The 13,217-nt window shown below is 54.4% G+C and carries 12 protein-coding genes, 1 tRNA gene and 1 pseudogene; 9 read left to right on the forward strand and 5 right to left on the reverse strand.

The genetic code is table 11. The annotated features are described in order from the left end of the window. The 9 genes and pseudogenes from FHW37_RS33095 to FHW37_RS33135 all read left to right on the forward strand — a co-directional run. On the forward strand, nucleotides 1-1,765 hold a 1,765-nt coding region (locus FHW37_RS33095; protein WP_145643814.1), incomplete at its 5' end, for an ABC transporter ATP-binding protein/permease. A gap of 182 nt (nucleotides 1,766-1,947) precedes the next feature. Continuing rightward, entirely contained in the window at nucleotides 1,948-2,325 is a 378-nt protein-coding gene (locus tag FHW37_RS33100) for a response regulator (protein ID WP_145643815.1), read from the forward strand. A 90-nt stretch (nucleotides 2,326-2,415) separates the two neighbouring features. After that, a complete protein-coding gene (locus FHW37_RS33105) occupies nucleotides 2,416-2,622 on the forward strand; it encodes a hypothetical protein (protein WP_145643816.1) in 207 nt (68 codons plus the stop codon). 160 nt (nucleotides 2,623-2,782) lie between these two features. Further along, nucleotides 2,783-5,260: a hybrid sensor histidine kinase/response regulator gene (locus FHW37_RS33110; RefSeq protein ID WP_210249362.1), complete on the forward strand. Its 2,478-nt coding sequence runs from the start codon at nucleotides 2,783-2,785 to the stop codon at nucleotides 5,258-5,260. A 314-nt stretch (nucleotides 5,261-5,574) separates the two neighbouring features. Next, nucleotides 5,575-7,139: pseudogene (istA, locus tag FHW37_RS33115) on the forward strand (IS21 family transposase). Beyond that, nucleotides 7,072-7,806, forward strand: coding sequence for an IS21-like element helper ATPase IstB (istB, locus tag FHW37_RS33120; protein ID WP_145643817.1), 735 nt, complete (start codon nucleotides 7,072-7,074; stop codon nucleotides 7,804-7,806). Before istA ends, istB begins: the two are co-directional and overlap by 68 nt. A 102-nt stretch (nucleotides 7,807-7,908) precedes the next feature. Then, a tRNA-Gly gene (locus FHW37_RS33125) sits at nucleotides 7,909-7,985 on the forward strand. Between the two features lie 59 nt (nucleotides 7,986-8,044). Continuing rightward, complete coding sequence (locus FHW37_RS33130; protein WP_145643818.1) at nucleotides 8,045-8,515, forward strand: NUDIX hydrolase; 471 nt, start codon at nucleotides 8,045-8,047, stop codon at nucleotides 8,513-8,515. Nucleotides 8,516-8,785: 270 nt separating this feature from the next. Next, on the forward strand, nucleotides 8,786-9,166 hold the full coding sequence (locus FHW37_RS33135; protein WP_145643819.1) for a PAS domain-containing protein: 381 nt from the start codon (nucleotides 8,786-8,788) through the stop codon (nucleotides 9,164-9,166). A gap of 1,335 nt (nucleotides 9,167-10,501) precedes the next feature. Here FHW37_RS33135 and FHW37_RS33140 read toward each other — a convergent pair. The 5 genes from FHW37_RS33140 to FHW37_RS33160 all read right to left on the reverse strand — a co-directional run bounded on the left by FHW37_RS33140 (nucleotide 10,502) and on the right by FHW37_RS33160 (nucleotide 13,062). Further along, the gene (locus tag FHW37_RS33140; RefSeq protein WP_186458533.1) at nucleotides 10,502-10,897 is read right to left on the reverse strand and encodes a DUF982 domain-containing protein; all 396 of its coding nucleotides are present in this window, start codon (nucleotides 10,895-10,897) and stop codon (nucleotides 10,502-10,504) included. A 427-nt stretch (nucleotides 10,898-11,324) separates the two neighbouring features. Then, the gene (locus FHW37_RS33145; RefSeq protein WP_145643821.1) at nucleotides 11,325-11,549 is read right to left on the reverse strand and encodes a hypothetical protein; all 225 of its coding nucleotides are present in this window, start codon (nucleotides 11,547-11,549) and stop codon (nucleotides 11,325-11,327) included. A 315-nt stretch (nucleotides 11,550-11,864) separates the two neighbouring features. Beyond that, nucleotides 11,865-12,077 carry a hypothetical protein gene (locus FHW37_RS33150; protein WP_145643822.1) on the reverse strand — a complete coding sequence of 71 codons (213 nt, stop codon included), beginning with the start codon at nucleotides 12,075-12,077 and terminating at the stop codon, nucleotides 11,865-11,867. A gap of 69 nt (nucleotides 12,078-12,146) precedes the next feature. Next, complete coding sequence (locus FHW37_RS33155) at nucleotides 12,147-12,440, reverse strand: hypothetical protein (protein WP_210249363.1); 294 nt, start codon at nucleotides 12,438-12,440, stop codon at nucleotides 12,147-12,149. Nucleotides 12,441-12,798: 358 nt separating this feature from the next. After that, nucleotides 12,799-13,062: a hypothetical protein gene (locus FHW37_RS33160; protein ID WP_145643824.1), complete on the reverse strand. Its 264-nt coding sequence runs from the start codon at nucleotides 13,060-13,062 to the stop codon at nucleotides 12,799-12,801. Between the last annotated feature and the right edge of the window lie 155 nt (nucleotides 13,063-13,217).

Here is a 13,217-nt window from a genome sequence, read left to right on the forward strand (position 1 = left end):
CGTGTCGATACTCGTTAGACATAAGCCTATCCTCAAGCCTGTGCTTGAGCCTTTCTGCTTATGCCGACTGTCCGGTCGAAATGGGGGGCAGTTCAACGGCATCAACGTATGGAACCGTGGCCTTTTCGATGCGATCGAGGTACGGAACGCACAGCAAGTCTACTCGCTCGCCGCTCTCTTCCCGCCACTCGTGTTGGGAAGTGTGTTGCTGGTCACCAGCCAAGTTTATGTTCGCATGCTGATGCAGCGCCGTTGGCGCTCCTGGCTGACGAAGTCACTGATTGCCAGGTGGCTCACCAACGGCCGCTACTACCAGCTCAACCTCATTGGCGGCGACCATCAAAACCCGGAAGCCCGGATCTCGGAAGATATGCGGATAGCCACCGAATCTCCCGTCGATTTCACCGCGGGCGTCATCTCCGCTTTCGTGTCGGCCTCGACCTTCATCGTCGTGTTGTGGTCTATCGGCGGCGCCCTGACGCTCCCCATGTTTGGCTCTTACGTGACCATCCCCGGCTTTCTGGTCGTCGCCGCGGTCGTGTACGCGATCATCACGTCCAGCTCGATTGCCTTCATCGGGCGAAATTTCGTCAAAGTATCGGAGCGGAAAAACCAGGTCGAAGCAGAATTCCGATATACGCTCACGCGTGTTCGTGAAAATGGCGAGAGCATTGCCCTTCTCGGTGAAGAGGAGGAGGAGCGCAATGACTTGGCCAGGACCTTTGCAAATGTTCGCGAGCAGTGGCGGCAGCTCGCGCGTCAATATATGCGCACGACGCTCGTCTCCCACAGTTCGATGCTCATTGCCCCGGTCGTGCCCGTTCTTCTGTGCGCGCCAAAATTCCTCGATGGCAGCATGTCGCTTGGTCAGGTCATGCAGGCGGCATCCGCATTTACGATCGTTCAGGGCGCTTTCGGGTGGCTGGTCGACAATTATCCGCGCCTTGCTGACTGGAATGCCTGCGCACGACGTGTCGCATCCTTAATGGTGTCCCTCGACGGCTTGGAGCAGGCTGAACAGAGCGAGACGGTTGGCAGAATCAAGCGCGGCCAAACACAGGGTGAAACGATGCTCAGCCTCAACGACGTGTCTGTTTCGCTCGGAGACGGTACAGCTGTCGTCAAGGAGACCGAGGTCGGGATAGAGCCCGGCGAACGGATTCTGGTCGCGGGGGAATCCGGTTCCGGCAAAAGTACGCTTGTTCGCGCCATTGCAGGCCTATGGCCTTGGGGAGGCGGCAGCGTCGATTTCCGCCGTGATATGGAATTGTTCATGCTGCCGCAGAAGCCCTACATCCCCTCCGGAAGCTTACGTCGCGCCGTGGCCTACCCTAAGTCTGCAGACAGCTGGACTGCGGATGAAATCCATTCAGCTTTGGATAAGGTCGGACTTGGCCACCTTGGTGAAAAGATCGAGGACGAGGCCCCCTGGGATCACACACTTTCAGGTGGAGAGAAGCAGAGGCTTGCATTTGCTCGTCTTCTCCTGAACAGCCCCGATATCATCGTCCTCGATGAAGCTACGTCTGCGCTGGATGACAAAACCCAGGACAAGATCATGCAGATGATGATCGACGAACTTCCGGACGCAACCATCCTCAGCGTGGCCCATCGGGTTGAACTTGAGGCTTTTCACAGCCGCAAAATAACGCTGGAAAAACGCGAAGGCGGGGCAAGGCTCGTCAGCGACGTGGATCTGGTTCCATTCGCCCGCAATCGCCATGTTCTATCGAACCTGTTGGCACGCCAAGGCCGTAAACGATAGTACGTCCGAGTCCGCGGCGTTACTTAACCCCGGTATGGCCTTGAGAGATGTTTCCGGACGGACGGCCGAAGCCTCGTCTTCCTCGATCAAACATTATTATCGCGCTACAATTTAGTGGACGACGCCGGGAACGGATATCATCGCAGGAAGTTTCGAGCGTACGATACCGTACAGATTAACCGATGGGCGTGACCGCTATGCCAAAAGCCGAGGCCATTCTTGTCGTAGAGGACGAACCGGTCCCGAGGTTCCTGCTGGTCGAGGAGCTTGAAGAGGCAGGATATGAGGTCTTCGAAGCCGAAAATGCTTCCAAAGCAATCGAAATTCTTGATGAATACCCCGATATTCGTGTGATGTTGACGGACATTGACCTGTTTGCGGAAGCTGAGGGTCTCGAACTTGCCAAGCTGGTTCGAGAACGCTGGCCGCCGATCAGGATCATTCTGACTTCTGGCAACTGGTCTGTTCAGCAAGAAGAGCTTGCTTTCGCGGAGAGTTTCATTCCGAAGCCTCATGCACCGGGAGCTCTGCTGAACAGCATAAAATCGTGCCTCGCTTGAGTGACGGAGGTCTGTCTGCCACGGCGAATGGATTCTTTGAGGCGCATCAGATTGCAGTGCGCGAATTTTTGGGAAGTGAAGAAATCGTAAATGAGACTATGCAAATACGGGGTCACCTTCTTTTATGACAGCGTCGCCAAAAGCATATTTATGGCCAAGGGCGATCAGTTCGAACATCTCATTGGGCCTTTTGAGGCGCCAGCCCTGGCAATCAGTGCCGGAGTTGAAAAGTGCAGGCGGCTGGGTTGGATGCCGTCTGATGAAGATGAGGTCGTCGATGCAGAGAGCTTGGCTTGATGTCTTGCATAGCTATGGCACTGCAGTGGCGGTCCTGTTATGTGGTCTTGCTGTCGTGTGGTTCATCCAGTAGCCTTGCTACAAATGGTCTAGCATCCGAAACGCCAAGATCAGCAATCTAGCGCCCAGTCGACTAAGCGGGCGATAACGGGACCAGTATTTGGCTGATGACGTGATGTTCACACTTTCGGCAATTGACGGGGAGATGGCCGAACGTATTCGCACCTTCCAATGGCACGGATCAGCAATCGGTCCCATTGAGACTTGGCCAAGTGCGTTGGAGACGACACTCGCCTTGTGCCTGAACACGGATATTCCCTCAGCAATCTATTGGGGCAAAGATTTTCGAGTTCTTTACAACGACGCTTGGGCACCTATCGCCGGGGAAAAACATCCATGGGCACTCGGGCGCGCCGCGTCGGAAGTGTGGTCAGATATCTGGCAGGTGATTGAGCCGCAGCTCCAGTCGGTGGTTACGTCCGGAAAGGGCTTCCGGGTTGTTGACCAGATACTTCCCATGCTCCGAGGGGGCCGTACTCAAAACACCCATTGGGATTACAGCTTTGCTCCAATTTTCGGACCAGATGGGGTGGTGCTCGGGGTTTTTAATCAGGGCAACGAAACGACCGGCCGGTTATCGGCAGAGCGTGCGCTCAGAGCGAGCGAAGAGCGGCTGGAATATGCGCTAGGTGCTTCGCAAACGGTCGGGACCTGGGATTGGGATATCTCAAATGACCGAGTTTTTGCCGACGCTCGGTTCGCCAAGATTTATGGAGTCGATCAACAGGTAGCCGCAGGCGGCGCTCCGATTTCCGAATTCTTCACGCTGGTTCATCCCGAAGATCTTTTCAAGCTGCAGGCAGCCATCACGGACGCGCTGGAGACAGGGGCTCCATTTTCGCAGGAATATCGCCTGATCAATGCCGCCGGATCCATCCGCTGGGTTGCAGCCCAAGGCCGGGTCACTCGCGCGCCAGATGGTACACCACTACGGTTTCCGGGCGTTTCGTTCGATATAACCGACAGGCGCGTGACCGAGACCGCATTACGCGATAGTGAAGAACGGTTCCGAGCAATCACCAATTCCATCGACCAGATGATTTGGTCGACACAGCCGGACGGGCATCACGACTATTATAATCAGCGCTGGTATGATTTCACGGGCGTGCCGCGAGGCTCAACGGACGGTGAAGCATGGAACGGCATGTTCCATCCGGACGATCAGGATCGGGCGTGGACCACTTGGCGCCATAGCCTGGCAACCGGTGAAACCTACCACATCGAGTATCGTCTCCGACACCGAAGTGGCGGCTATCGATGGGTGCTCGGAAGGGCTCAGCCAGTCAAGAACGAGCTTGGCGAGATCACACGTTGGTTCGGAACCTGTACAGACATCCAAGAGATCGTGGACGCGCGCGAAATTTTGGCGAAATCACGTGAGGACCTTGAAAGCGAAATCGAGGAGCGCACGGCAAAGCTTGTCGAGACACAAAATCAGCTTCGCCAAGCCCACAAGATGGAAGCGGTCGGTCAACTGACGGGTGGAATCGCACACGATTTCAACAATATGCTTGCAGTCATCCTGGGCTCTATCAATCTCTTGGAAAAGCGGCTGGCTCGTGGCGAGACTGATGTCGCGCGATATGTCGATGCGGCAAAGGACGGCGCCAACCGGGCTGCGTCCCTTACTCACCGCCTACTAGCGTTTTCTCGCCGGCAACCGCTCCAGCCAGAGGTGATCGACGTAAATCGTATGATTGCCGGAATGTCCGAGTTACTGACACGGACGCTTGGTGAGCAGGTGTCCGTCGAAACCGTCCTTGCCGCTGGATTATGGAAGATACACGCGGATAATAGTCAGCTTGAGAACGCCATTTTGAACCTAGCTGTAAACGGGCGTGATGCCATGCCTTCCGGTGGAAAGCTTACTGTCGAGACCGCCAATTCATATCTCTCCGACGAATATGCGCGCGACAATGCGATCGCTGCCGGGCAATACGTAATGGTTGCTGTTTCCGATACCGGGACGGGGATGAGCGCAGAGGTTATAGCCAAAGCGTTCGATCCGTTCTTCACCACCAAAGAGGTCGGCAAGGGCTCCGGTCTTGGCCTTAGCCAGATCTTCGGCTTCGTTCGGCAATCTAATGGGCACGTGAAGATTTACTCGGAAGAAGGTCTGGGATCGGCGGTCAAAGTCTACCTTCCACGATTCGATGGTGACGCCGGCCCAAGCGGCACAGTCGAAAGTGAAAGGCGCACCGAACGTGGCAGCGCTTCTGAAACAGTCCTCGTAGTGGAGGACGATGAGCGCGTTCGCACCTTCTCGACGGAAGCGCTGAGGGAGTTGGGCTATTCGGTCATAGAAGCAGGCTCCGGTCCCCAGGCCATGGCGCTGATTAACGCTGGGCTGAAACCTGATCTGCTCTTCACGGACGTTGTGATGCCCGGCATGACAGGTCGCGAACTTGCAGATGCTGCATTGAGCCTGATATCTGGTTTGAAGGTACTCTATACGACCGGCTACACGCGCAATGCGGTCGTCCACAACGGCGTCCTCGATAACGGCACCGACCTTCTTCAGAAGCCTTTCAGTCTAGACCAGTTGGCCGAAAAAATCAGGAAGGTTCTTGATGAGTGATCGGACTCGAAAAGAGGGCGAGACGACATCAGTCCACCGGCATCCTCCGCTCGATCGTCGTTCGTGCAAGCCTATGTAATATCGTCAAGGTTTGCCGCAAGCACCGGGACATCGGCCGCTGGACCTGAGAGCTGGTTCGAACAGCATGCCGTGCATGCTCCCGCCAAAGGGTTCAACATCAGCGCCTCGTGTGAACGGCAATCTGTGTTTCGGCGTGGAATATTGACCCCTCTGGCGGGGTGACCGGCGTCCAATTTTGACCCCCCACCTGTTTCGTCTGACCATCCGTCTTTTGCTGGCGGATGGAGGGGGAGTTGAAGCGAGTGGATACGATTGCGCGTGTTCGTCGAGCCTTCCATGTGCAGGGCTGGTCGGTGAAGAGGATCGTCCGGGAGCTACATGTTTCCCGCAACACGGTCCGTAAGATACTGCGATCTGATGAGACCGACTTTTCCTATGAGCGCGAACGGCAGCCACTGCCGAAGACCGGGGCCTGGAAGGCTGAGATCGAACACTTCCTGGCCGCGAACGAAGGCAAGCCATCTCGTGAGCGACTGACTCTGATCCGGATTTACGAAGAGCTTCGAGCGCTGGGTTACGACGGTAGTTACGATGCGATCCGGCGCTATGCGAAGGGAGTCAAAGGATCGAGGTGCAGTGACGGCTGAGGCCTACGTGCCGCTCTACTATGCGCCCGGCGAGGCTTATCAGTTCGATTGGAGCCACGAGATCGTTCTGATCCAGGGCGTGACGACGACGGTGAAGGTTGCGCATGTCCGGCTCTGCCACAGCCGGATGATGTTCGCGCGAGCCTATATGCGCGAGAGCCAGGAGATGGTGTTTGACGCGCACGACAAAGCCTTCGACTTCTTCCGTGGCACCTGCACACGCGGCATCTACGACAACATGAAGACGGCGGTCGAGGCCGTCTTTATCGGCAAGGAGCGGCTCTACAATCGCCGCTTCCTCCAGATGTGCAGCCATTATCTCGTCCATCCCGTAGCTTGCACGCCCGCATCCGGTTGGGAGAAGGGACAGGTCGAGAACCAGGTCGGCCTCGTGCGCGAGCGCTTCTTCACGCCGCGTCTGAGGGTCAAAAGCCTGGAGGAACTGAATGTCTGGCTACTCGACAAATGCGTTGCCTATGCCAAGGCCCATAGCCACCCTGAACAGACGGCTCAAACGATCTGGCAGATGTTCGAGGCTGAACGTGGGTGCCTTGTGCGTTATGCCGGGCCGTTCGATGGCTTCCACTGCGTGCCCGCCTCGGTGTCGAAGACGTGCACCGTCCGTTTCGACAACAACAAATACTCGGTTCTATCGACGGCCGTCGGCCGCCCTGTAGAGGTTCATGCCTATGCGAACCGGATCGTCATCAAGCAGGATGGGGTGACGGTCGCGGAACATCAGCGCAGCTTTGGCCGCGGCGATACCGTCTATGATCCCTGGCATTACATCCCTGTCCTCGCTCGCAAACCCGGTGCCTTGCGCAACGGTGCTCCTTTCCGGGAATGGGTTTTGCCAGCCGCGATGGAGAGGGTTCGCAAGCGGTTGAAGAGCGTCGATGACGGTGACCGACAGATGGTCACCATACTCGGATGCGTGCCCGCCGATGGTCTTGCTGCGGTCGAGGCAGCTTGCCAGGAGGCGCTTGAGCACGGCGTCTGCTCGGCCTCGGTGATCATCAATATTCTGGCGCGAAGCCGCGATCCGGCTCCGGCGGTAACTCTGCAAATCCCCGATGCGCTTCGGCTTGCCCATGAGCCGGTCGCCGACTGCGCCCGTTATGATAGGCTCAGGAGGGCAAGTTAATGGAACGCACAGACGTTCTCGAACTGATGAGCATGCTGAAGCTCTACGGAATGCGCAGCGCCTATGACGAGATCATGGGCAATGGCATCAAACGGCAACACGAACCACCGCGCATCGTCGGTGACCTCCTGCAGTCGGAGATCGCCGAGAAGCAGGCTCGGTCCATTCGCTACCAGCTCAGTATCGCCAAGCTGCCGTTGGCGAAAGACATCCACGACTTTGACTTCACCGACACGCCCGTCAATGAACCCCTTGTGCGGGAACTGGCCGCCGGCAATTTCGTCGCCGACCAGCGCAACATCGTCCTCGTCGGTGGCACGGGAACAGGCAAGACCCATCTGGCCATCGCGATTGCCCGTGCGCTCATCCGTAACGGGACGCGTGGGCGCTTCTATAATGTCGTTGATCTGGTCAACCGCCTGGAAACGGAAACACGCAACGGCAAGCAAGGTCGAATAGCCGATTACCTCACGCGCCTCGACTTCATCATCCTCGATGAGCTTGGCTATCTGCCGTTCGCGCAGGCTGGAGGTCAGCTCCTGTTCCACCTTATCAGCAGGCTCTACGAGCGCACCTCGGTCATCGTCACGACGAACCTTGCCTTCGGCGAATGGCCGTCGGTGTTTGGTGATGCCAAGATGACGACGGCACTCCTCGATCGCCTGACCCATCACTGCGAAATCGTGGAAACCGGAAACGAGTCCTGGCGCTTCAAGAACCGCTCTCAAAGCTAAAGCCGAAGACACTCATCACCCGCACTTGGCCTACAGGGGGTGAATATTGGACGCCGATAAGGGGGCAACATTCCGCGCCGATTGACACCCCAATAGAGGTATGCGGGTTTAGCTTAATGGAAAAGCGCTAATTTTTCCGAATTTAGAGACAGGGGTTCGACTTCCCCTAATCCGCTCCAATCTGTGCGTAACTTTCCCAACTGCTATCTAATTTTGCCAAGCCAACTATCCTGCTGGTATGGGCTATCTCTCCAAATTGACCGGAAAAATTACGGAAATTCGATCTGGTCGAGCCAGTACGCAAGCAGCTGCGCTTTGTTATCGCCTCTCAGAAGATGGCCAACTTCAGATTCTTTTGCTCACGAGCCGTGATAATGGTCGGTGGGTCCTTCCAAAGGGAAACGTCGAAGTACACGAGAGCGCCCATAAATGCGCCAAGCGCGAGGCCATGGAAGAAGCCGGAATCATGGGCTTCGTGAAGAAAAAGCCTTTGGGGTATTACACATACGTCAAATCCCTGCAAAAACCTCCCTACCTCGTCTCTGTCCATCTGTTGAAGGTTGAATCCACGGTCGCCAACTTCCTCGAAAAAGGACAGCGACAGCAGCGTTGGCTTACACCCATGGAAGCCGCCCTTCTGGTCGAAGAGCCTGAGCTTAAAGCGATGTTCCGTCTGGTCACCGCTTTAGGGTCTGAACCGCAAGCTTGATCTTTTCTTAAGATATGATTGCTAATCATATTAGCGTTCGTGGTCGGTCTCGCCTTCGTTCCGCGTTTTCTCCCATATGCGGTTTGGAACAAAAGTCGGCAGCCCGAAAATTTCCGAAAGAAATGCCACAACTTTAGGCAGAAAATATGAATGCGAGTCAGGTTCACATTTTTACAGGCATAAACCACAACAAGTCACATATAACATCTCTCTAATGCAACCTCATGGCAGTATTCGCTATTATATCTTTATATATCGGCGGAGAATCACATGGGCATTCAAGCAATATTTCAACCCGATCTGTCGCAGCTGGGTATGTATGCGTTCGATGTGTGCGCGAACAAGCTAATTGGCGACAGTGCATTTGCCAACATACACGGATTGCCGGTAGATAAGGCTGCTAATGGCTTATCTATAGAGTTTATCATCAATCGAATAGTTGACGGTGACCGCGAGCGCACTGCTAAAGAGGTTCACACAGCCATACTGACCGGTGCGTTCATACAGAGCCAGTTTCGCGTAAAAACTGAATCTGGTGAACTGAAGCATGTTGGATGGTTCGGGCGATGTCTTCACGATGCGGACGGGATGCCGACGCAATTTACCGGCGGTGTGTTCGACCAGAGCAAGGGCTTTGTCGGTCGCCATTGAGCGGAACATTTGCTTCTTACCAGCATTATTCAGACGCTGTGTCTCACCGTACGCAGCAATCTCCAACGGAGCGCGGCTGTCACTCCCCAAAAGCTAACGTCGCGCTCCGTACTCTCTCGTCGCACCTGCTCAAAACTATACGCCCATGAGCGCAAGCCAGTCTTGCGCTGTTGAGCTGTCGAACTCACGCCAGATAGCTATTAAGACTGCGAACAGAAAGTACGCTGCCAAAGACTTGCCGATCGTTTTTTCCCAGATATTGTCGTCGTCCAAATTAGGCCTCATGCAAGTTCGATCCAAGACCGGTGCCTTTAGCATTGGTTCTGTTTTGTTCACATGCACAAAAAATGAACGTATCGGAACATACCGTGATAGGACAGTGAGACGGAATCGGCGCCGGGGAACTTATGGTCGCCACAAAAGTTCTATGATTGTCATGTGGACGCCTTCATGACACCCCTCGGAGCGCGGTGTTCCCCAATGATTTTGCCGCGCTCCACCTTTAGCGCAATGGGCCTTCTTCATTAGAGATCGGCTGCTCACTAGAGACCGGCGCTGTCATCCCCAATATCAATGCTGGTCTCCGTCCCCCACGGAACCAATATGATCAATTGTCATTTTCCAACTTATAAGGAGATGACATGCCATATCTTGCCTCACGCAAACCAGCCCCTGCCCCAGAACCCATTCCGGTGACGAAACGGTATCGGGTAGCACTGATCTCAGTCACCATGATGGTCGGGATTGTTGCTGTGACCTATGTCGGGACCGCTCTCATCACGCAGTCGTGGGGTTGATTTCCAGATTTGCAGGCGCAAATTCTAATGGATGAAGGCCTCATATACACCTGAGCAATTGGACATGATCATCGCAGTCTACCAAGAAGTCTGCGCGCAGCGATCGATTCATCCAATTAGTCTGGAGGGGGTTGAGATCGCAGTTCGGCTTTTGAACAGCTTCACCGGTACTGAGACCAAAGCTGATCTAAGGCGAAAAATCCTGCACTAATGCGACTAATCTGCCGCACCCGCCCGTAGAACCGGATCTGCTATCGATATTCAAATGATGTTCAATTGCCTAGTTGTCCAACTTTCGCCAAAATGTCAGGGCGAAATTGGGGCAGGAAATGTTCTCTTCTTACGACACGTTGGAGCCAACTGACCTGCGGTTTCTCCGCGCGGTCCTTGAAGAGGTTTGCCGTGAGAAAGAGATTGAGGTCAGCCATCCCGATGCACAGCCTCTCGCGCGAGAATTGACCAACTGGTACTGGTACTTGTTTGGGGTAAAGCATCCCCAGCAGCTCAAGCAAATGCTAAAGCCGCTAGGGGCCTGACATCACGAGAGGACGAAAGCCTCTCTTGCAGCTTCAACGAAGTCCAGTCGTGCTGTTTCGATGTCAATCAAACCCATTTCGGCGAGTTCGCAACTTTGTAATGCCCTACGATAAGCCTCACCTCTCTCAGGAGGCCACCGATGCTTAAGGTAGTCCATCGCAACTACGCAGGAGGCGACCACCTCTGAGGCGCCGTACCCAATTCGAACGTAGACCGGGGTAACCCACGCTGACCCCATTGCAGTAGCTGGCGGATTTCCGTGTCCCATCCTGTAATCAGAGACATCAATGACCTCTCGACCCGCTTGTTCAACGTTTTTTTCGTACTTCAAAGTGAGGCTCCACAGATAACCACCCATCTGTCCAAGATCGGTGACTTTCTGGCTCGATATCAGCATAGTAGGGATTGCCGTGCGCGAAATTAATACCCTGAAGTGCCGCGGCCCTGCCTTCATCGAAGCACAAAGGTTTCGACACAGTTTCGCGCAAGGTCGCAGCTAACTTCACAATGTCCTGAAAATCCATTATCACCGTCCCGTCAAGATGGTGCAAAGTAACGCAGCTCGTCTATTTCGGTTCCGCCCTAACGGCAATAATTTTGCAGTCTCACCGACGCATCAAAGCACGAAAAAGAGCATCGCCAATCCAGCGAGCATGATCGCAGTTGCCCCTCCGAAATCCTGAACGACGTTCTTTACGACCCTGCGCATGTCATCGACCCCAATGTGATACTTTGTCCGATCGGTCGCTCAAACGCATGTAATTCGATTTGGTTCCGCGCCGGATCGAAGCGCTGTGGCGCGTGTATATGGCCGCGACTAATTATTACCTAATGCGCAGCCAAGGCTTCCGGTCGACATCGTCTTCTGCCGCACCATCCTTCTCAACGACCGCAGCAACGCCAAGTAGCGCTGATGATGGATAGCTATAGTTCTGGTCGTCAGCGACTATGAAGATGCCATCCGGGGTCAGCATTGCAGAAGAACATTTGATCTCACGTTCTCGACCATCGTCAACAACTGATATGATGTACACGTTTACTGTTCCCATACCGATATCTTGGCGGGAAACGCCCGATTGAAAAAAATGTTCAAGAAAAAGGTGGCGGGGATTTTTATCAGAGAGAGCTAAAATTCTCTCACCTATTCAGTGGCTTGGCCAGACGAACCCTGTTGCCGTCGATGATGTCCAGCACCTTCTGCGACTGCAAATAGAGCAGCGCATTCAGAAGTTCATCGTCGCTATATCCCTGTTTGACAATCAGCGGTTCACCGATTTTGAGATGCTGATCGGCTCATCAACCTGAGCGCCAAGATCACGCAGCAACTTGCATATCGCCACATCCGCTGTTGCGCGTTCCACGCCTTAGCCCTCTCGGTCGAACTTCGGCTTCAGCCCGCGCACATATCCAAAGCTTTGGTTTTCTGTGGCTGTCTCTAACTGGTGACAAAGCCAGTCTGCATCAGCGATTACAGAATTCAAAGCGGCTAAAGCGTTGCCGGCAAAGGCATCGAGAATGAGTTGTGCCCGGTCATCATGTCTAGGCTGTTCGATGTGGCGAGCTTGAGCGAGGATCATGACCGACTTCCGTGATTAGGACTACGTTCCTATTTTGTTCACGGTCGAGCGCAGAGTCAACCAGATATCTCACTCACTCACCAATGCTATCAATTCGCGCTCAGTGACGAGTTCAATAAAGACTGCTTTTCCGCAGTCATCGACCGAGTTTAGCAACGTAAGGACAGATGCCCCATCAGGCTGGCGAAGCTTACATTTGAAAATGGGAATGGCAGGAATGTTGGGCGTTTCGCTCTCGGTGCCTTCCCTCAGCGCAGAGAGATGTTCCTTTGCCGCATTCAAGCATTCTTCAAACGTCTCACTGAAAAACAGAATGTCATCGCTGCCGGGTCGATATTGAAGAACGTAAAATTCGTAAAACATCATGGTTCCAATACGAGAGGACACACATGATATTGAACACACGCCGCCGCTATCGGTTTCGGTACGTTATCGGACGGTGTCGGCTATTGCCCTCAACCTTCTCGATTTCGGTCATCTCGATTATGCACGCGCTCAGCAGAACCGACTTAATGCGGTCCGAGTTCAGAGCCTCGATGAGCGTTGGACCATTAGGAAGCTGCATCAGAACACGGTAGAATACCGCATCAGTAAAACGCAGAGCCTTTGCTTCTTCTCGGCAGGCTTGCAGGCTCGATCCAAAGCGTAAAGGCTCGTCAGAGTTCGGCGTAGGCTGATATGCGAATGTGTAGAACTGCACTCGAACCGTCCGCTGACTTGATTAATCGTCGGTAAATTCTCCGACCTCTCGCCGCTCTATAACACAATGCTTTATCAGCATCTCAGCAGTTTCGTCGGGATGGTTAAAGGCGTTCAGTAGGTCAGCCTCTTTCGGCATACGCATGAAAAATTGATAGACTTTCATCGGCCCGAGTGGAGGCGCGGCGGCATGAAGCGCTTTGTATTCGCGGCGAAGTTCGGCAGCTTCATCGCGGCATTCCTCATAGGTTTTGGCGAAGTGAAGGCTGTCATCAGAACCGGGCAAAAGCTGAAACTGACCTGAGACCCATCGTCCCTCCAATTTTCAGGAGAGTCTTGGGTTTTCATGCACTGAGACCGAACCTTGGACCGCCGGAAGCTGGAGTTTTCCGGCTTTGATCACGATGGCTGGCTGGTTGTGCCACCGGGATTATGCAGGTC

Origin of the sequence: Neorhizobium alkalisoli (assembly GCF_007829835.1) — a bacterium.
Classification (GTDB): domain Bacteria; phylum Pseudomonadota; class Alphaproteobacteria; order Rhizobiales; family Rhizobiaceae; genus Neorhizobium.